The 18,829-nt window shown below is 67.7% G+C and carries 23 protein-coding genes; 3 read left to right on the top strand and 20 right to left on the bottom strand.

Annotation, left to right across the window (positions count from 1 at the left end):
- Positions 1 to 47: 47 nt before the first annotated feature.
- Both VH326_RS14470 and pyrC read right to left on the bottom strand, forming a co-directional pair.
- A complete protein-coding gene (locus tag VH326_RS14470; protein ID WP_329632542.1) occupies positions 48 to 350 on the bottom strand; it encodes a hypothetical protein in 303 nt (100 codons plus the stop codon).
- Entirely contained in the window at positions 335 to 1,357 is a 1,023-nt protein-coding gene (gene pyrC / locus VH326_RS14465) for a dihydroorotase (RefSeq protein WP_329632541.1), read from the bottom strand. The genes VH326_RS14470 and pyrC overlap by 16 nt, the downstream gene beginning before the upstream one ends.
- 152 nt (positions 1,358 to 1,509) lie before the next feature.
- On the opposite strand from pyrC, the gene VH326_RS14460 reads away from it, so the two are divergent.
- Together VH326_RS14460 and VH326_RS14455 are read left to right on the top strand one after the other, a co-directional pair.
- Positions 1,510 to 2,220 (top strand): folate-binding protein, encoded by a 711-nt coding sequence (locus VH326_RS14460; RefSeq protein WP_329632540.1) that lies wholly within the window; start codon positions 1,510 to 1,512, stop codon positions 2,218 to 2,220.
- A 17-nt stretch (positions 2,221 to 2,237) separates the two neighbouring features.
- Positions 2,238 to 2,750 carry an AAA family ATPase gene (locus tag VH326_RS14455; RefSeq protein WP_329632539.1) on the top strand — a complete coding sequence of 171 codons (513 nt, stop codon included), beginning with the start codon at positions 2,238 to 2,240 and terminating at the stop codon, positions 2,748 to 2,750.
- 13 nt (positions 2,751 to 2,763) lie between these two features.
- Here VH326_RS14455 and VH326_RS14450 read toward each other — a convergent pair whose 3' ends face one another.
- The 8 genes from VH326_RS14450 to VH326_RS14415 all read right to left on the bottom strand — a co-directional run bounded on the left by VH326_RS14450 (position 2,764) and on the right by VH326_RS14415 (position 12,457).
- Positions 2,764 to 3,042: a hypothetical protein gene (locus VH326_RS14450; protein ID WP_329632538.1), complete on the bottom strand. Its 279-nt coding sequence runs from the start codon at positions 3,040 to 3,042 to the stop codon at positions 2,764 to 2,766.
- 137 nt (positions 3,043 to 3,179) lie between these two features.
- Positions 3,180 to 4,493, bottom strand: coding sequence for a UDP-glucose/GDP-mannose dehydrogenase family protein (locus tag VH326_RS14445; protein ID WP_329632537.1), 1,314 nt, complete (start codon positions 4,491 to 4,493; stop codon positions 3,180 to 3,182).
- Positions 4,494 to 4,860: 367 nt separating this feature from the next.
- Positions 4,861 to 5,994, bottom strand: a complete 1,134-nt coding sequence (locus tag VH326_RS14440; RefSeq protein ID WP_329632536.1) for an OmpA family protein — start codon at positions 5,992 to 5,994, stop codon at positions 4,861 to 4,863.
- Positions 5,995 to 6,127: 133 nt separating this feature from the next.
- Entirely contained in the window at positions 6,128 to 6,628 is a 501-nt protein-coding gene (locus tag VH326_RS14435; protein WP_329632535.1) for a DUF2793 domain-containing protein, read from the bottom strand.
- A 19-nt stretch (positions 6,629 to 6,647) separates the two neighbouring features.
- The gene (locus VH326_RS14430; RefSeq protein WP_329632534.1) at positions 6,648 to 8,798 is read right to left on the bottom strand and encodes a phage tail protein; all 2,151 of its coding nucleotides are present in this window, start codon (positions 8,796 to 8,798) and stop codon (positions 6,648 to 6,650) included.
- Positions 8,799 to 9,182 carry a peptidoglycan endopeptidase gene (locus VH326_RS14425; protein WP_329632533.1) on the bottom strand — a complete coding sequence of 128 codons (384 nt, stop codon included), beginning with the start codon at positions 9,180 to 9,182 and terminating at the stop codon, positions 8,799 to 8,801.
- 90 nt (positions 9,183 to 9,272) lie between these two features.
- On the bottom strand, positions 9,273 to 10,067 hold the full coding sequence (locus tag VH326_RS14420) for a DUF2163 domain-containing protein (RefSeq protein ID WP_329632532.1): 795 nt from the start codon (positions 10,065 to 10,067) through the stop codon (positions 9,273 to 9,275).
- A gap of 149 nt (positions 10,068 to 10,216) precedes the next feature.
- Positions 10,217 to 12,457, bottom strand: a complete 2,241-nt coding sequence (locus VH326_RS14415; protein ID WP_329632531.1) for a DUF2460 domain-containing protein — start codon at positions 12,455 to 12,457, stop codon at positions 10,217 to 10,219.
- Between the two features lie 33 nt (positions 12,458 to 12,490).
- Between VH326_RS14415 and VH326_RS14410 the strand changes: the two genes are divergently transcribed.
- Positions 12,491 to 12,727: a hypothetical protein gene (locus tag VH326_RS14410; RefSeq protein WP_329632530.1), complete on the top strand. Its 237-nt coding sequence runs from the start codon at positions 12,491 to 12,493 to the stop codon at positions 12,725 to 12,727.
- On the opposite strand, the gene VH326_RS14405 is transcribed toward VH326_RS14410, so the two are convergent.
- The 10 genes from VH326_RS14405 to VH326_RS14360 all read right to left on the bottom strand — a co-directional run bounded on the left by VH326_RS14405 (position 12,724) and on the right by VH326_RS14360 (position 18,581).
- Positions 12,724 to 13,299 carry a tail tape measure protein gene (locus tag VH326_RS14405; RefSeq protein WP_329632529.1) on the bottom strand — a complete coding sequence of 192 codons (576 nt, stop codon included), beginning with the start codon at positions 13,297 to 13,299 and terminating at the stop codon, positions 12,724 to 12,726. The genes VH326_RS14410 and VH326_RS14405 overlap by 4 nt on opposite strands.
- The gene (locus tag VH326_RS14400; RefSeq protein WP_329632528.1) at positions 13,292 to 13,630 is read right to left on the bottom strand and encodes a phage tail assembly chaperone; all 339 of its coding nucleotides are present in this window, start codon (positions 13,628 to 13,630) and stop codon (positions 13,292 to 13,294) included. The genes VH326_RS14405 and VH326_RS14400 overlap by 8 nt, the downstream gene beginning before the upstream one ends.
- Positions 13,631 to 13,676: 46 nt before the next feature.
- On the bottom strand, positions 13,677 to 14,015 hold the full coding sequence (locus VH326_RS14395; protein ID WP_329632527.1) for a gene transfer agent family protein: 339 nt from the start codon (positions 14,013 to 14,015) through the stop codon (positions 13,677 to 13,679).
- Complete coding sequence (locus VH326_RS14390) at positions 14,012 to 14,419, bottom strand: phage major tail protein, TP901-1 family (RefSeq protein ID WP_329632526.1); 408 nt, start codon at positions 14,417 to 14,419, stop codon at positions 14,012 to 14,014. Before VH326_RS14390 ends, VH326_RS14395 begins: the two co-directional genes overlap by 4 nt.
- A 325-nt stretch (positions 14,420 to 14,744) precedes the next feature.
- A complete protein-coding gene (locus tag VH326_RS14385) occupies positions 14,745 to 15,986 on the bottom strand; it encodes a hypothetical protein (protein ID WP_329632525.1) in 1,242 nt (413 codons plus the stop codon).
- A 125-nt stretch (positions 15,987 to 16,111) separates the two neighbouring features.
- Complete coding sequence (gene gp17, locus VH326_RS14380; protein WP_329632524.1) at positions 16,112 to 16,501, bottom strand: tail completion protein gp17; 390 nt, start codon at positions 16,499 to 16,501, stop codon at positions 16,112 to 16,114.
- The gene (locus tag VH326_RS14375; protein ID WP_329632523.1) at positions 16,498 to 16,692 is read right to left on the bottom strand and encodes a hypothetical protein; all 195 of its coding nucleotides are present in this window, start codon (positions 16,690 to 16,692) and stop codon (positions 16,498 to 16,500) included. The genes gp17 and VH326_RS14375 overlap by 4 nt, the downstream gene beginning before the upstream one ends.
- Positions 16,689 to 17,252: a head-tail connector protein gene (locus VH326_RS14370; RefSeq protein WP_329632522.1), complete on the bottom strand. Its 564-nt coding sequence runs from the start codon at positions 17,250 to 17,252 to the stop codon at positions 16,689 to 16,691. Before VH326_RS14370 ends, VH326_RS14375 begins: the two co-directional genes overlap by 4 nt.
- A 145-nt stretch (positions 17,253 to 17,397) precedes the next feature.
- Positions 17,398 to 18,315 (bottom strand): phage head spike fiber domain-containing protein, encoded by a 918-nt coding sequence (locus VH326_RS14365; protein WP_329632521.1) that lies wholly within the window; start codon positions 18,313 to 18,315, stop codon positions 17,398 to 17,400.
- The gene (locus VH326_RS14360; protein ID WP_329632520.1) at positions 18,315 to 18,581 is read right to left on the bottom strand and encodes a spike base protein, RCAP_Rcc01079 family; all 267 of its coding nucleotides are present in this window, start codon (positions 18,579 to 18,581) and stop codon (positions 18,315 to 18,317) included. Before VH326_RS14360 ends, VH326_RS14365 begins: the two co-directional genes overlap by 1 nt.
- Between the last annotated feature and the right edge of the window lie 248 nt (positions 18,582 to 18,829).

Here is an 18,829-nt window from a genome sequence, read left to right as displayed (position 1 = left end):
GGCGCGGGCGCCGTCGCGACCTGATCGTCCGGCGCGCGCGGCGGGGCTCAGATACATTCACCGTACCAGCTGCACCCGATCACGAGCACTGTCATGCCAATGGCAAACCCGGCAATAGGCGTATAAATCGTTGCGATGAGCGCGCGATAGATTCTGTCGGCCGGCAGGAGATGGATACCGATGATCCCGATCGCCCAAGCGGCGGCCAACCACATCCAACCAGCAACGTCCGACATCGCGGGATAGCGATGATCTGCAAAGAGAAAAAGCAACACGACGGCGATCGGTCCGAAGACGATTAGGAAGAAGCTTGCGAGCCCGCGCCAGATTGGATTCACACCGTCCGCCATGCCAACCTTTCCCCGGCGTGAAACGGCACCAGCCCCGCCAAGCGCTCCGGCACCCGCACCCCGCCACGCTCCAGCGTCACCGTCCCCTCGTTCAGCGGCAGCCCATAGAACCGGGCGCCATATTCACTGGCAAAACCCTCGAACTTGTCGAGCGCCCCCTCCTCCTCGAACACCGCCAAATAGCCCTCCAGCGCGAACGGCGCGTTGAAAATACCCGCGCACCCGCAGTCCATTTCCTTGCGCTCGGCCGCGTGCGGCGCGCTGTCGGTGCCGAGGAAGAACTTGGGCGACCCCGATACCGCCGCCGCGCGCACCGCGAGGCGATGCCGCTCGCGCTTGATGACGGGCAGACAGTAAGCATGGGGACGAAGACCGCCGTCGAACAGCGCGTTACGGTTGAGGTGGAGGTGCTGCGGGGTGATCGTCGCGGCAATGTTGGACCCGGCGTCGCGGACGAACTCGGCGGCATCCGCGGTGGTGATATGCTCGAGCACGATTTTGAGCGCGGGGAAATCGCGCGCCAGCGGGGCGAGGATGCGGTCGATGAACACCGCCTCGCGGTCGAAGATGTCGACGTCGCGGTCGGTGATCTCGCCGTGGATCAGCAGCGGCATCCCCGCCGCCTGCATTGCCTCGAGTACGCCGCGAAGCGCGAAAATGTCAGTGACGCCGTGTGCGGAGTTCGTGGTGGCGTGGGCGGGGTAGAGCTTGACCGCAGCAAAGGACCCTTCGCGATAACCGCGCACGATCTCGTCGGCGTCGGCGTGGTCGGTCAGATAGCAGGTCATCAGCGGGATAAAATCGCTACCGGCGGGAAGCGCGGCCAGGATACGCTCGCGATACGCCACCGCCGCGGCGATGCTCGTCACCGGCGGGCTCAGGTTGGGCATGACGATCGCCCGCGCGAATTGCCGCGCGGTGTAGCCGGCAACCGCCGCGAGCATTTCGCCGTCGCGCAGATGGACGTGCCAATCGTCGGGGCGGCGGATGGTCAGGCGATCGGTCATGGCGCTTCGCTACAACGTAACGGAGGAAAAACCATCCCTGTGCTCCGGCGCAGGCCGAGCGTTGGCCGCGACCACCCCTCGCCGACCGCGCTCCGGCCTGCGCCGGAGCACGAACTAGTTGGATTTGCGGCGAACGCGCCTAGGTTGGAGGCATGACCGACGGAACGATGCTGGCCGACCGCGCGCTGATCCTAGTCTCGGGCGACGATGTGCGCGGCTTCCTGCAGGGGCTGGTGACTCAGGACGTCACGACGCTCGACGCCTCGGCGCCGCGTTGGTCGGGGCTGCTGACGCCGCAGGGCAAGGCGCTGTTCGATTTCCTGCTCTGGGCCGACGGCGACGCGGTGCTGATCGACTGTGAGGCGGGGGAGGCCGAAGCGCTGGTGCGGCGGCTGGCGATGTATCGCTTGCGCCGCGCGATCACGATCGAGCGAGTCGCGGGCGCGGTGAATTGGGCGAAGGATCACGCGCTCGGCGTTCCCGACCCGCGCCTTCCGGCGCTCGGCAAGCGCTGGCTGGGGGCCGAGAGCGCGCCTGCGACGGGCTGGCTGGGGCATCGCCTGTCGCTCGGCGTGGCGGAGGGCGTCGCCGAAGTCGGCCAGGACAAGACGCTGTGGCTCGAGGCCAATGCCGCCGAGTTGAACGGCGTCAGCTTTTCGAAGGGGTGTTACGTCGGCCAGGAGAATACCGCGCGCATGCACTATCGCGCCAAGGTGAACCGGCGGCTGGTCGTGGCGCCGATCGCGCCCGCGAGCGACCGCACCCGCGCCGTTTATTCCGATCTCGGGCTGATGGTCGAATTGCGCCGCGTCGAGGCCATGGGCGACGCGATAATCCCCGACTGGCTTGCAGCCGCGCTTTGAACGACCACTGCTTGGTGATGATCTCGGGCTGCTCGGGCGGCGGCAAGTCGACCTTGCTCGCCGAACTGGCGCGGCGCGGCTACGCCACGGTCGCGGAACCTGGGCGGCGGATCATCGCAGACGTGCGCGCGGGTCGCGGCGGCGCGCTCCCTTGGGACGATCCCGCTGCGTTCGCTCGTTGCGCGATCGCGATGTCGGTCGCCGATTATGAGCTCGCGTCGGGGCTGACCTTCTTCGATCGAGGGGTGGTCGATGCCGCCGTGGCGCTTGAAGCCGCGACGGCGGAGTCGGGTTCGGCATGGGTCGCCCGCTATCGCTACGATAGCGTCTTCATCGCGCCGCCTTGGCCTGAAATCTACGAGACCGATACCGACCGCCGACACAGCCTGGACAAGGCGCTGTCAGACTATGTCCGCGTCGAGCGCGCCTATCGCGACGCCGGGTACGACGCCGTCATCCTGCCACGCACGACCGTTGCGGAACGTGCCGATTTCGTGCTCGCCGACCTCGGACGGAGCCGATCCGGCTAGACTAAACCCGACGTCAGAGCGGCCCGAGCACGCCGTGATCGCACGTCGCATATTGGACGTATTCGGAATATTGCGTCCACGTCCCCTCGGTCGGCTGGTCGTAGCCGATTCCGAAATAATAGCAGACCTGGCGGTCATGGCCGACCTGGTTGCTGTGGGCGGCGTCGTCGTAATAGTAGATATCGTAGATCGGCTCCGGAGCATAGGCACGCGCCGGGGACACCGCCGCCATCGCCATGCCCAGACCGAGCCCGACATAGCCCAACGTACGACCCATCTTCGCGCTGACCATGGTCCTCTCCCGTTTGCCGCCGATCCGCGGCAGTCGATGCCCGCGGCTTCTGGACGGGGGAAGACTACGCCGGGCCGCGCGCGGGACCTATGAGAGACGCGTCGGAATCGGCGCTAACTCGTCGCGAGATGGCGCAATCAGCGCCCCACCGAGGAATAAGCGAACCCGGCCCTCTCGACGTCTCCGGGGCGATAGACATTGCGCAAATCGACCATCACATTGCCCGCCATCACGCCCGCCAGGCGCTTGAGGTCGAGCGCGCGAAACGTATCCCATTCGGTCACGATCGCGACCGCGTCGGCGCCCGTCGCTGCCTCGTAGGCGCCATTGCAATAGGTGATGTCGGGCATCATCGCCTTGGCCGCGTCCATGCCCTCCGGGTCGTAGGCGCGCACCGTCGCACCCGCATCGAGCAGGCTCTGGACGATCGCGAGGCTCGGCGCGTCGCGCATGTCGTCGGTGTTGGGCTTGAAGGTCAGGCCGAGCACCGCGACGGTCTTGCCCTTGATTCCATGAGTGCCGTCCTCGTCGAGCGCTTTGATGATCTTGCGCCCCATCGCGCGCTTGCGCGTGTCGTTGACCGACACCACCGCCTCGACGATTCGCGTCGGCGTCCCGAAGTCCTCGGCGGTCTTGAGCAGAGCGAGCGTGTCCTTGGGGAAGCACGACCCACCATAACCGGGCCCGGCATGAAGGAACTTGGCCCCGATCCGGTTGTCGAGCCCGATCCCGCGCGACACATCCTGCACGTCCGCGCCGACCGCTTCGCACAGATCGGCAATCTCGTTGATGAAGGTGATCTTGGTCGCGAGGAACGCGTTGGCGGCGTATTTGATCAGCTCCGAGGTGCGCCGCCCGACGAAAAGGATCGGCGACTCGTTGAGGTAGAGCGGGCGATAGACGTCGCGCATCACGCCACGCGCGCGCTCATCCTCCGCGCCGATCACGATCCGGTCGGGGCGCTTGAAGTCGCCGATCGCGGCGCCTTCGCGCAGGAATTCAGGGTTGGAGACGACCGCGATGTGTATGTCGGGGCGTTCCTCGCGCAGGATTTCCTCCACCCGGTCGCCGGTGCCGACCGGGACGGTCGACTTGGTGACGACGACGGTCGGACCGGTCACGGCCGCGGCGATTTCCCTGGTCGCCTCGAACACATAGGTCAGGTCGGCATGGCCGTCGCCGCGGCGCGAGGGTGTGCCGACCGCGATGAACACTGCGTCGGCATCCGCCACCGCGGCGGCAAGGTCGGTGGTGAAGGTCAGGCGGCCCGCCGCGACGTTGGCGGCGACGAGGCCATCGAGCCCGGGCTCGAAGATCGGCATGCGTCCGGCCTTGAGCGCGTCGATCTTCGTTGCGTCCTTGTCGACGCAGATCACGTCGTGCCCGAAATCGGAAAAGCAGGCGCCGGAGACAAGGCCAACATAACCCGATCCGATCATCGTGATTCGCATGAAACAGCCTCTAGGGGTCGGGGAACTGGAGCGTTCGGCCGGATGCCAGATTGTGATGCGGACGCTCTATCGCAAGCGGGGGATTTTGTAAGTGGATTAGCGCGACGTGCAGCCGCTCGGCCTCGCGCGATCGTCAGCGCCAACCGTCATGCCGGACTTGATCCGGCATCCCGCTGTTCCTGGGCGAGCACATCAAGGTTGGGGCTGAACGCCCGCCGCGGCAAAGCCGCGCCGTCAGCCATAGCGCTGCGCGATGCTGGCCGGGCTCGGCGCCGGGCGCTAATAGCGCCGCTATTTCGCTGCGCCGAGCAACAAAAAAGGGAGGCCGGTCGCCCGGCCTCCCCAATTCTTGTCAGTCGTTGGAGACTTACGAACCCGAACCCGGGCCGTAGGTGATCTCCACGCGACGGTTCTGGACCTCGCGGACGCCGTCGGCGGTCTCGACACGCGGACGGCTTTCGCCGAACGCCTGCTCGCTGATCACGCCATCGGGGATCGAGTGCGCGACCATGTAGGCCTTCACCGCGTCGGCACGACGCTGCGAGAGACCGACGTTGTACTGCGCCGAACCCGAACGGTCCGCGTGGCCTGCCAGCATGACCTGGGCGCCGCCGCAGTTCGCGTACTGGCCAATCGCGTTGTCGAGGATCGCGGCCGCTTCCGGCGTGATATCCGACTTGTCCCACTCGAAGAACACGATGAACGGTCCAGGAGCGCAGACCGGCGCCGGTGCCACAACCTCAGGCGGAGGCGGAGGCGGCGGAGGCGGCGGAGGCGGCGGGGGAGGCGGCGGCGGAGGCGGAGGAGCCGCACCACCGAAGTTGAACGTGATCCCGCCGAGTAGGCTGTGCGTCCGGAAACGGCCGTCCAGCGTGCGGCCGCTGACATCGACCAGCTTGACGTTCTCGGCGTTGAAGAAGCGATATTTCAGCGTCGCGTCGATATTGTCCGTGATCGGCGCGCGGATGCCGGCGATCGCCTGCCAGGCGAACACGGTGTCCGAATCGTCGAGGAACGAGCCGTAGGTGTTGAGGGCGTACTTGTCGGCCTTCACCCGAGCGACACCGACACCGCCGCCGACGAAGCCCTGGAGGCCGTCATCGTCGCCGAAATCGAGCATGCCGTTGAGCATGAAGCTCAATGCGGTGCTCTTGCCGCCGGCGTAGTTATACGTGCCCGGGCTCGACAGCACTTGGGCGCCACCGGCGTTGAACGCCGGGGTGCGAAGGCTCGAACGCCAGTTATCGACGTTGGCGCTCTTGTAGGCGACCTCGGCCTCGATCCGGAACATGCCGAAATCGTAGCCGACATTGCCGTCGACATCGTAGCCGTACTTGTGGTCGACTTGAGCGGCATTGTTGGTGGTGCCGATGTCGAAGTGAATGTCTTCGACGATCATGGCACCGCCCTCGACGCCTACGTACCACGCCTTGTCACGCGCTAGCGCGGGCGTCGCAAGTGCGGTCGAAGCGAGCGCCATGGCAATGGCAAGCTTGCGCATCTGTATCCCCTTTCTCGGTTGTCACACGGACAGCCCAAACTCACTACCCAATGGATGGTTTCCACGCAAGCGAAACAAAACACCGCGCTGTGGCGTGAGCGCAACACTTATGCCGGATTTCCGCCGCTTTCGATCAAGATTCGATCAAGCCGTGCGCGCGAAGCGCCGCGAGCACCGACCCGAGCGCCGCCCGCGATTCGACGTCGATGACCGCGCCGCCCGTCGGGTCGGCGATCGCGGGCCGGCGCTCGCTAACCACCTGATCGCCAGCGATATTGAGCGACGCAGCGGTTTCGATCCCCAGCATCCAGCCGCCGTCGCGAAACCGGGCGATCAGGGCATCGGCGATTACCCACACCGCCATGCCCTCGACCGGCGCGATGAAGCGCCACCCGCCCAGGCTCCATCCCGCCAATTTGTGCGCCTGGCCGGTCCAATCCCCGGTCGGTGCGGTGCCGACGATCCAGGACTGGCCCGATTCGGGCGCACTCGGCGGCGTATCGACTCCGGCGGCGACAACGCCGGGCTGCGCGACCAGGTCGAGCCCGGCGATCGCCTCGTTGTGAAACATCTCCTTTTGCGCTTGCCCCGCCTGGAGCAGCGGGAACGCGAAGCGCGGCGTGGTATCGGTCATTGGCGGAATGCCCTTTTTGTCAGGGAAGAATGAGGGTGGCGGGAGTCGACTCGCCGAGCGTGCCGGCCTGCCGCACTTCCACGACGGTCCCGGCGACGGCTTCGCCTGGATCGAGCGGGCACGTCCGATCGCTCGTGGCGACCTGACGCGGCGTTCCGGCGAGCGGCGTTATCGTGATTCGATACGCCTCGCTTTCCTCGACGAGCGGGACGTCGCCGCCATCGATCCAGCGAAACCCGGCGCGGCTGCGGCGCGCCCAGGTCAGCGTTGGCGTGCCGCCGATCACGACGAGACACAGCTGCGCGGGGCTCGGCGGACGGACCGAGGCGCCGTCGACGACGAGCTCGGCCTCGACCGCCCCAGTCGTATCGCCGATTCCGCTTGCCAGGACCCGCACGCCCGATCCGATCGCGGCGACGGGCAAGTCGACCGCAGCCAATGCGTCGGGCGCGAGCAATAGGAAGCGGTCACTCGCCGATTGCGTACCGATCGCGGCTTCGGTTCCGCGCCGGCCGCGCCACAATTCAGTCAGCCTCCAGCGCGACGCGCCGATCTGTGCGGCGCGGCCGAACTGGATCAACTCGTCGCCAACCAAAGCGAGGTTGCCCCCGCGATCAAGCGCCGCATCGTCGGCATCGGCCAGCATCATGTCTTCGCGTGCGAGGTCGATCTCGATGACGCCAACCCGATCGACCAGGGTCGCGGATCCCGCGCCCGGCGGCGTCACCACGCTCCCGATGACGCCCGGCGCCGCCGCCGCGCCGCCGTCGCGCCAGCTCGCGCCGTCGTCGAGGCTATAGAGCAACGCCGCGCGCCGCCAGCCGGGCGCGGTACCGTTGGCCATCACCAGCAAGCGCGGGCTTGCAAGCGGCGAGTCGCCCAGCGCCGGCAGTTCGGCGATGTGCAAGATGGTGGTGCCGGCGACCAGATCGGGCGCAGGCAGCGCACGCCCCGGCGACGCGCTGGCGACCGGTCCCGGCGGGATCAGCCGCACCAGCGTCAGCGTCGTCACCATGGCTTCGAGGCTCGACTCGGTCACCCGCCACGCGCCGCCGTGGCCCGCCAACGTTACCAGCGTGCCGGGCGCGATCCCCGCCGCGGCGATCGACAAGGCGACGATACGCTGCTCGCGCTCGATCTCGGCGCGGCGGAGCAGCGTTTCGGCCAGTCCCTTCGCCGCGTCGGCACCGAGCGCCGCGGGCAGCTCGACGCTCTGATCGCTGCTCCCCGCCCCCGGCCGCCGCGCGCGCTGCACGCCGATCTGATAGTCGCGCGCCGGATCGTAATAGGCGACACTCAGCGTGCGCGGCACGCGCTCGATCGCCGCCATCGTCCGCCGCCCCCCGGCGCGCTCGCCGACCGTGAAGCCCTCATCGGCGATCCCCATGGCGCCCGTTGCGGCGTCGGTCATCGCCAGCGCGCCGCCACCGGCCACGAACCGCGCGCCGCTCGCGTCGGCAAGCAGTTTCACGACATCGCGCGCCGCGCTGCCATAGGCCGAAAAACCCTCGAGCGTTGCGGTCACGCCGGCATCGCTCACCGCCCCGCCCGCCACCGCCTCGACAATCGCGCCGATCCCGACCGGCGCGGCATCGGCGATCAGCTCGAAGGTCAGCGACGGGATGCGGTTGCCGAAATCGCCGAGCGCCATATTCTCGAACACCGCATAGGCGCAGCCGCGATGCGCCGGGGTGAGCCCCGCGCCCTCGACCGAGGCGATCAGCGGATCGACCGCCTGGTCCTCGCCGCCCAGATGCAGCCGAAAGCCGGTGGTCACCTTCAGGTCGCCTGCGGCGCCCCGCAACAGATTGCCGTCGGCCCAGATCCGCCCCACTCCAACCACCGGGCGGCCGGATAGCAAGACCGCGAACGACGCGGCATAGCTGTAGGTGGTGACCGACGGTTGCCCCTTGTGGTGATCGGTCGATCGCGATTCGATCAGGTCGGTCGACCAGATCACGCACCCTGCGACTCGCATCGTCCCGAATACCAGCGGGATCGCGCTGTCATAGCTCGAGGTCTGGACGCGCAAGTCGCTCAGCCGCGGCCCTTCGCGCCCCTTGCCCTTGAACAGTTCGGCATCGATGCGCTGCCCAATAAAGGCGCCGATCGCCGCGCCGGTCGGGCCGCCAATCGCCGCACCCGCGGCGGTGAGCACCAGGGTCGCCATTCAATCCTCCCGAACCCATGCGGCGAGCACCGGCCAGGGCAGAGGCCTGCCGCGCTCGACCACGCGGCGCACCGACGCATCCGCGTGGATCAATCCTGTACCGGTTGCGATGCCGAGATGGAGCTGCCCCGGCCCGGCATCGACCAGCACGATCGCGCCGGGCCGATCGCCCGCGACAAAGCCTTGCCTCGCCAATTCACGCTCGATCCTCGCGCGCGGGCTGCCGCGCAGCGCATAGCCCGTCGGCACTTCAACCTGCCACGCCCAGGCCACCAGCCCGACGCAATCGAACCCCTGGAGGTCGCGCCCATGCAACCGGAACGGCGCGCCGATCGCCGAGCGCGCCCGGGCGCGGGCGCGGGCGAGCAGACATGGTGCCGTCATCTCAAATACGCTTCCCCGGCGAGGGCCGGGGCCCAGTATCGGGCCGCTCGCAACTGGGCCCCGGCCTTCGCCGGGCAAGCGTTGAAGGCGTCATGCCCCGGGATACCGGGTCAGCAGGTCGATCCCCGGCAGCCATGGCTCGCCGCGAAAGTTGGCCGCGTTGGCGAAGCGCCCGCTGCACGTCGCCAGGCTCTTGTCGCACCCTTCGATCAACTCGACGAGCGCACCGACCGGCTCGAAATGCGGCGCCGCGCGCAAGGTCAGCGTCGTACCGTCGGATAGCGCAACCGCGCTCGTCAGGCCGCAATTGCCGCCGCCCATCCAGCGCAGCAGGCCCTGACCGTAAGCATTGGCGACCGGCTCCCCGGCATCGACCGTCAGCACCGTGCCCTCGCTCGCGACAACGCGCGCGAACCGCCGCCGCCCCGCCATCGCTACGCGGCAACGCGCATCGCCAAGCTCGGCGCGACACTCGGGCGATGTCGCCTCCGCGACGGGGCGATCGAGCAAGCTCGCGATCCCGCTGAGTTCGGCGGTGAACGCGCCGTCGCGAGTCTCGACCTGTCCGATCCGCCCCTCACCCAACTCGGCGACCACCGCACCGCTGTCCCAATCGATCGCGCGCACCACCACGCGCGCGCCGTCCCAGCGGCCCGCGAGGAGATCGGCTTCGGATATCGCCGCCCCGCTCAGCGCCCCGGTCACGTCCATCGTATCGGCGCCGAGGTCGCCGCTACGCTTGACCGCCGACGGCGTCATTCCCGGCGCGGCGCGATACTCGAAGCCGTCGACGTCGAGATCGCGGTCGTGACTGGTCAGTCCGATCGCGACCCCGTCGCGGCGTTCGATCGCCCAAGTGAGCGCGATGGTGGATAGCGTGTCCATAGGTGCTCCTAAATCCTCCCCGTTCACGGGGAGGTGGCGCGCGGCGTAGCCGCGTGACGGAGGGGGCGGGCAACGAACGGCTCGCTCGCGGCCTGCCCCCTCCACCATCGCTGCGCGATGGTCCCCCTCCCCGCAAGCGGGGAGGATCCTTACGCCTCCCGCACCTCGACCAACGGCACGCTCGGCGCCGCCCCCGCAAGGAACGTCGACATCGACACGCTCAACCGGTCCTCGGCGAAGCGCACCGGCACGTCGAAGGTAAAGCTCGCGCTCACCGCCGCGCCATCGGTGGGCGCGACGTCGAGCTCGATCCAGCCACCGTCCGCGACCGAAAACGCCGCCGTCTCGACATCGCCCACCGCGATTCGCACGCTGCCCGCGACCGGGCGCGTGATCCGCCGCAGCGCCGCGCCATAGGATTTGACCAACGCGAAGCGCGTGGTCGTGCCGTCGCCGGTGCCGATCGCCTGCCCGCTGGCGACCGCGTCGAACGGATCGCGCAAGCGGAACCCCCGCGCCGGCCCCATTCGCGCGCGAAAGAAATCGAGCAAGGTCGCGATATCCTCCTCCGACCGCACGCCCGGCCCGACATCGTAGCTCGTTCGCGCCTCGGCCCAGCCCGCGGTGCGCGCCTCAAACCCGCTCGCGCTGGCCGCGATCGCGGTCGAAAAAGCCGGCGCGACCTCGGCCTCGCGGCCCAACGCCAGCGGGAACAGCACGTCGTCGAACGCTTCCACTTCATCCTCCCCATTTTCGAAGATCACCGCGCCGTCGCGCATCACTTGCGGCAGCGCCCAGACGATGGTGCGCGCCGCGCCGGAGCCTTCGGCCGCCGCGACAATCGGCTTCCAATCGCCAGGCGCGGTCGCAAATCCGGCAAGATAATGTTGCTGGTCGAGCGGATAGCCGAGCCGCGCTCCCGCCTCGGCACGCGCCTCCGCCGACAATCGCGTCGCGCCGCCGGTGACCCACGCGTAATCCTCGAGCTGGAGCACATCGAACGCCGGCGGCGCCCAGCCGAGCGGCAAGTTCATCCGCCGCACCTCGGGCGCATCGGGCGCGAATATTCCGGGCAGGTAGGCGAGCACATGGCTGACCGCGCATCCGCTGGCTGCGACCAGCGCCGCAGTCGACGCCGCCAGAGATGCCCCCGCGGCATCGAGCATCGCCAGCTCGCCCGTGCTTAGGCTCGCGCGGACGCTGGGGATGGTGATCGGCGAGAACGCGTCCTCGGCGGCATCGTCGTAGAGATACGGCCGCCCATCATGATCGATCCACCACCAGGGTTCGCCGACCTGAAACCGCTTAACCAGTCCGGCCTCTCCGGCGATCGCGATGAAGGCCGCCGCCACCTGCTGCAGATACCCCATCGCACCCGAATGCGCGGGCGACAGCAAGGTCGAGGGCGGATCGTACCCGGTCTGCGCGGGCGATCCGTCGGCGGCACGCTGCTTCCAGTCGCCCCAGCAATGCTGGTCGAGCAATTCGTAGCTCAGCGACCAGATCAGTTCGTAGCCCAGCGCCTTCGCGCGCACCGCAAAGTCGCGGTGCCAGGCCGCCGCCGCGACGTTGATCGCGCCGCCGCTCAGGCTCGCATAATAGCCGCCGCTATTCGCCTCGAGCCGGAAATAATGGCTCATGCCCACGTAGTGATTGATCGCGCCGCGATAGCCGAGCTGGAGCGCGTTCCTCAACACCCGCGCCGGCGTCAGATTGTAGCAATCGTCGTAGCTCGTCGCGATGCCGAGCCCATGCTCGGGCACCACGACGTCGCCCACGCCCAGCACCGATCCCGGCCCGTCACAGGCCATGCCGGTCAGCTCGACCCAGGCTTCGATTGGCGCGGCGAGATCGCCCGGCGTGCCGGTGTATCCCGGCGCGGTCAGCGACACGAACATCCGCTCGATATCGCCCGCCCAAACCGGATCAGCCTCGTCGGGCAACACGAACCCGCCCGCCACCTCGGCAAAGTCGAGCGCGACCTGAGCGTCCTCGGGGTCTCCGGCCGCATAGTTCCACAGCCGCACATACCAGGTGCGCGCGGCGCCTCCCGCGTCGCGCCCCTCGATCGTCAGCGTCGGGCCGTTGACCGCATCGAGCGGCATCACGCCGGACGATCGCCAGCCAAACGACAGGCGGCACTGCCGGAAATCGCGGGCGGCATCGTATCGCAGCAGCGCGTGATCGATCGCGTCCTCGGCATGCCAGATCAGCCCGGCGAGATCGTCGGCGCGATAGAACACCGCATCGACGCGCAGCGCATCGGCCGCAGGCGTCGTCACCGCCGCCATCATCGGCCGCGGGAAATCCACGGTCCAACAGACCGGGTCGAAGCGCGAGATCACACTGTCGGCCTGGACGGTGCGCTCGGTGGCGAGCCAATAGGGCATTGTTTACAGGCTCCAGCGGGCTAAACCGGTGCGATGGACGACAGTCGCCTCGCATCGTTCGAAAGCGCAGACGGGCAACGGTCCGTGGAGTTCAACCGGGACGGCGCCGGCTTCGTCCGGTTTCAGGAGTTTGTTCGTCGCCATGACGACATTGCCAGTGCGTATTGGGGTTTCGGCCAATATTCGGGCCTGTACGCCTCGCTCGAAGAAGCCATCATAGGGGCATCGAGCGACCTTCCTTGGTTCGATCGCCCGGGTGGCCACAGCTAAGCCCCCTCCAACGCCGCCCGCACCGCGCGCGCGACTTGGCGGCTCGATTGTGCGAGCGCTTGCGGCGCGGTTCCCGCCGCGGCGTTGACGGTGATCGCGACGCGGACCTCGCGCGCGCCACTACCCGCCGTCTCGACCCGCCCGCTCGACGTCGGCACGAACCATTCCGGCCCGCGCTCGCCAACCATATAGGCTCGCCCCGGCGATACCGGCCCGCCGGTCGCGCGGCCCGGCGCGCCGAACAGCGATGTGATCGCCGCGAGCAATCCGCTCCCGCCGCCCCCGCCACTACCGCCACCGCCGCCGCTGCTCAGGATCGCATCGATCCCGCTCTTGACCGCCGCCGCAGCGATCTCCGCCATCACCGACAGCGCCACGCGCTTGAGGTCCTCGAACCCCAGCTTGCCGGTCCGCACCGCGCGCAGCAGCGCGCTCTCGATCGCGCGTCCGGCCTTGTCCGCGCCTGCCGCGAGCGGCCCGTCGAGCTCGCCCCGCATCGCCGCGACGTCGCGCGCGAACCCGGCCGTGTCGGCGCGCACGCCGATCACTAGCCGCTCGATTTCCTCATCCATCGGGAAACATCTCCATCAGGCGTGTGACCAGCAGCGGGTCGGGCGGGTCGGCGGTGTCGCCACCCGCGGCGGTGACCAGCGCTGCGAGCTCGGCGGGCGTGGCGGCCCAGAACGTGTCGGGGGGCCAGCCGAACGTGAGCCCGGCGAGGCCTGCGAGGCGGGTGGCGCTGCGGCCGAATTCCTCCCCGTTCAGGCGGAGGTGGCAGCCGAAGGCTGACGGAGGGGGCGGGCCACACGCGGTGCGCTCGCGGCCTACCCCCTCCACCACGCCGCTTAGCGTCGAGCTTCGGGTCGGATCGTCCCCCGGACGATCCTCGACGATGCGGGGCATCGTCGCCCCGAAACTCCCCCTCCCCGTCCCGGGGAGGAATTGTTCGTTACCGCCCACCCAATATCTGCCCGAGCAACACCCGCAACGCCGGCGTCGCGTTCGCCAGGCCGCCCGCGGCCACCCCCTCGCCGAACACCCCCCGAGTCAACCCCTCCGGCCGCTCGTGCAGGCAATGCCAGAACAGCGTCACCATCTCGCCAAGGGCGAGCCCGCCGCTCGCTGCGCGCTCGACCAGCGCGAACAGCGGCCCCAATTCCTGCTCCGCCGCGACCAAAGCCGCGAAGCTCGGCCGCAGCACCAGCTGGGCCCCGCCCACGCGCACGCTCGCCTCGCCCCGCGCGGGATTTGCCGACTTCGTCGCCCCGGCGAAGGCCGGCGCGCTCACGCCGACACCACTTCGCCCGAGCTCTCGAGCGCCAGCGTGTACGATCGCTCGCCGTTGAAATCGCCGGCATAATCGAGCCGCGTGACCAGGAACCGCCCGGTCATCGTCTCGCCGCTTTCGAAGCTCAGCCGGTAATCGTCGATCAGCCCCGCCAGCGCATTCCCCTTGATCCGAGTCTCCGCCGCGGAGCCGGTGAACACCCCCGCCCCCGACACGCTGACCGACCGCACCCCGGCGCCCGACAGCAGATCGCGCCACCCGCCCGAATCCTTCGACGTGATCGTCACCGGCTCGCCGTTGATGCTGAGCTGCGTCGTGCGCAGTCCCGCGACCGTCGCATACACGACCGGCTCCGCGCCGTTCCCGACCTTGAGCAGGAACGCGCTGCCTTTTTCTGCAGGCATAATTTTTCTCCAATTGGCCGCGGGCGGCCTTCGCTGCCGTCCGCAGCGTCTGTGTGGACACGCAGGCCCGACGAGCCTGTCATCTGCTGGGCAAAGGTCCTGGCTCAGCGTTGCGGCTGGCCATTGGTCACAAAAAAAGCCCGCCGGTTAGGGCGGGCTTCTTTTTGACCGGAAAGAGCAGCTATACGCCGGAACCGCCGTCACCGCTGAGGGTCGGCCGGATGATAAGGCGATGTGACTGCAGCATTAGAAACCTCCCTTTCGAATATAACAGAGATAGATGGGAATCGGTGAACGAACGATTAGCGGGCATGGCAGTTCCTAGTCAATTGACGCCTGCGTCAGGGGTTTGAGGCACGGTCTTTCTTTCGGCTTTCGCGGCAGACGGCAGACGCTCTTTCCACCAAATTAGAACACCTTGTTGGGGGAGGACGATTTCACGCAGTTCCCAGTGCGAGTAAAATTGGGCGCTCGGCATTGGGTTCAAAGAACCCGCATGGACTGCCTTGGCACGGACCACGAGGTCGCGATCGGTGTTGTCAATGACCGTCAGATCGAGCGACTGAGTAGTGTGAAAGCTGCGAAGCAGCTCGCTGTCTTCGGCCTCTTTCATCATAGTATATTCGATTTCGAAACCGCCCTGCTCATTCGGCTGTAGGAGCAATTCGCCAAACGACACGGCTCCTTCCAACGCTTTGTCGTCCTTGAGCGCAGCCTGCAACTGTAGATTCTTTGCGACAAGTTCCGGTGCAGTATACATCTGGTCCTTCTGGTTTTGCCGCTTGATGACCACCCGATCCAGCGTCGTGAGCTTCTTCAACTCGTTGAGTAGAGGATTGGGAAGGCTCAGTTCCAACGGCAGATGCGCCACGCTCCCTGCCGTGGTTGCGATATTCCGAAAGGTCGAGGACACAGTAGCCTTCACTGCCGTGAATTTCTGTCCGGAAAGGCGCCTTTTTCCCGTGTAGGTCCGAAGCACGTAGACCATCGTCAGCGATTCGCGGATAATGGGCTTGTAGAGGATGTCCCGCTTGAGCTTCTCGAGCAAATCCGGCGAATGGTTGTTGCTAAATAGTCCATCGAAGACGTTGATCGCGATTTGCTGGGCTTTGCCAGCGAGCGCAGCGTTCAATTTCTTGCGATTGCGGGCATCCAGAATGCTGGCAACGCCGACGGTGACTGTTATCGCGACGGACAGCGCCTTCAAGCCTTCCGCGAGCGCCTCCAAGATGTTGTAATGAAGAAAGGTATGCATGTGTTCATGAACGTCGTTTATCGCAACTGCACATATTTTCGGATCCTTGGAATCGAGAACGCACGCAGACATGAGCGTTGGGTAGCGATCCGGATCCTTGCCAGCTTGTGAAACGAAAACGCCGAGGACGAACAGGATGAAAGCTGCGCCTAATATCAAGAGTTCTTCCAGACCGACATTGGTCCCCCTGATAGTCCAACGGGGGGCTTCCAGAGATTCGGTAGATTGTACCGATGAATGACTTGGAGCGGATGCGATGCCAGTCGGCATCCAAGCATCATTGCCCGCAGACTGGCTCTCTTCATTCAGCATTACTGCCCCCCACCGATTGGAAGTAATAGCAATTGCTCGTTCCCACAACGCGTTTTCGTACCGTTTGGAGCGATCGTCTGAGAACAGGGCTCCATTGCCAGTACCGGCAACGTCTGACGCGCCCATCACGCCGCCAACAACCTGACCTGATACTCGACGCTCGCCGACCATTCGCCAGGCCGGTCACCGAACACCCGCGCGCGCACGAATACGCAGCTCGCGATCCGCCAGCCGTCGAGGTCGCGCGCGATGTTCTCGATCGCGCCGCCCGCCGCCGCCGCCAGCGCGTGCGTCCGCGCCGGCCGTTCCGCGCGGTCGCGGACGGCCAGCACCAGCCGCACCTCGCGCCCGGCATTGTCCTTGGTGCCCCAGTCGGCGGCCACCAAAGCCCCGAGCTCGATCCACGGCGCGGTCGCCTTGACCTCGGGGCCGTCGAACACGCCGTTGACCTGGTCGCCCAGCGCATCGCGCACCCCGGCCAGCACCGCGTCGGCCAGCACGCTTTCCGCGCTCATTTGAGCAGACTCCCGATCCACACCAATCGCGGATCGCGCAGGATGCCGCGCCCGCTCACCGTCACGCCCTGATCGTCTGAGACAACCGCCGCGTGCGGCACCTCTTCGCTCAACCGCGCGGCGAGCCGAGCCACCGTGCGCTCGCGCGCCGCCTCGCCGATCGCGGCGCCGCGGTCCTCGAGCGCGCTCATGCCCTGACCGCCCGCGCCAGCGCGACGCTGCGGAACGGCCGCCACAGCGCCGTCACTGCGGCCGGCGGCGGCACGCTCGAATCGCGCTCGTCGTACAGATGCGCGGCGAGCAGCACCGCGCCCTGCCGCACCGGCGCCGGGATGCCGCTCCACGTAGCCACCCAGCCGGCATGGTACGCCACCTCGATCACCCCGCTCGCGCCCAGCGTGCGCACCCAGCCCGCGGCGTCGGCATCGATGTCGATCGCATAGGCCTCGACCGGGAGCGGCGTCACCACCTCTCCCGCGACCGCGGACAGCCCGGAGATCGACAGCACCGGCAGCGCGCCGAGCATCTGCCACGCGCTCGACGCCGCGATCCGCTCGGTCATGTCGCGTGCGATCAGCGCGCGGCCGAGGAAGCGCTCGGCGAGCCCCAAAGCGGTCTCGGCGAACCCCGCGATCAGATCGTCGTCGTCGGCCAGCGCGACCCGCAAGCTGCGCTTGACCTCCGCCACCGCCGCCGCGCGATCGTCCGTCCCGAGCGACACCTCGCCCGGGCCGTTTGCGGTGAATGTCATGTAAAATTCCTTCAATTCCTCCCGGTTCACGGGGAGGGGGGTTCATGCGCAGCATGGTGGAGGGGGCGGGCAACGAGCGCTTGGTCCGCGGCCCGCCCCCTCCACCGGCTTCGCCGGTCCCTCCCCATTTCATGAGGAGGATTTTCTAGAGCAGCGCCACCCGCATGATCCGCGCGCGGTTGAGACCGGTCGGCACACTCACCACGCCGCCGCTCGCGACCAACGCGGCGTCCTGCACGGACCCATCGTCGAACCCGAAGCGCCACGTCCCCGACGCCCCCGCCAGCGTCACCACGTCGGCCGAGCGCGTCCCGGCGCTCGCCCCGCTGCGCACGCGCGAGCTCGGCACGGTGCCGGTCTCGAACTGCGCTTCGCTGACATTCACCGCGCTCGCGCCATCGCCGGCATAGCTGGCATTAGCGGTCGTCGGGACGTTCGACAGACAATAGAATTCGCGTCCGTTGGCGACCGACGCGGTCGGCGTGCCCGATACCCAGCACAGCCACCCGCCCGGTGCCGCCTCGATCCCAGCGGTTCCGTTCGAGACCGCCGCGACCGCACCGGCCGCGAGATCGAACACCGCGAACACCGGCGAGCCGAAGCCGACCGCGACTAGGTTGAGCCCGAGATAGCGTTTGGCGGAGCCCGCGACGTCGGACGCAATGCAGCTCACCACCACGGGCGCACCGATCGTCATCACGCGATCCGCCGTCGCTTCCTGCGTGCGGTGGAACGTGCCCCCGCTCGTTTCGGTCAGCCGCGTCGCGGTCGCCGTGACGCCTGTCCTCGTCCAGTTCGCGGTGGTCCAGTCCTGGCTGTCGATCACGACGTTGGTCGCCGCCGCTTCGACCAGCAGCCCGCGCGGCGCATGGCTGGCGGGATCGTAATCGAACCGCGCGACGTTCGCGGCGGCGCTGACGATCGCCCCGCCGACGTCACAGCGCGTGCCGGCCGAGCCGCGCGCGAGGCTCGCCCCGGCCGGCAGCACGCCGCCGCCAAAGTCGAACCCCGCCGCGCCGCGCCGGTTGAGCCGGAACCCGGTCCCGAACCCCAGCGCGGTCATCAATACAGCGCCAGCAGATCGGCCGCGGTCGTGCCGGTGGCGCGGACGTATTGCGCGCGGAACGGCAGGATCGCGCCGGCGGGGACGTTCTTCCACAACTGGTCGGCCGCGGCGTCGACGCCGCGCATCGTGATGCTGCCGCCGGTTCCGACATAGAGCGCCTTGGGAATATCGCTCAGCGCATTGCTGTCGTGCGGTGTCACCGCGAGCGCGCGTCGCGCGGGCGCGGACACCGCATCGGCGGCGGAGGAGAATTGGTCTGGCATGGCTCTTCCTTTTCCTCTCCCCTTGCGGGAGAGGGTTGCGCAGACTAGGGCCGCGCTTCTTCAGCGCGGCCCTAGTCGGAGCTGGGTGAGGGGAGTGACAGGTCGATCATGCCCCAGGCATGATCTGAAAGCCGCGGGGCGGCTTTCACCTGTCGCTCGCTCGCGCTTGCGAGCGCCGGCGGCAAAGCCGTCCGACGGGACTGCTACGCAGCCCCGCGGCCCGGCCTTGCCGAGTCCTGATTTTGCTT

The sequence above is a fragment of the Sphingomonas sp. genome, from assembly GCF_036269755.1.
In the GTDB taxonomy this organism is placed as follows: domain Bacteria; phylum Pseudomonadota; class Alphaproteobacteria; order Sphingomonadales; family Sphingomonadaceae; genus Sphingomonas.
This window is presented reverse-complemented; position numbering and strand designations above follow the sequence as displayed.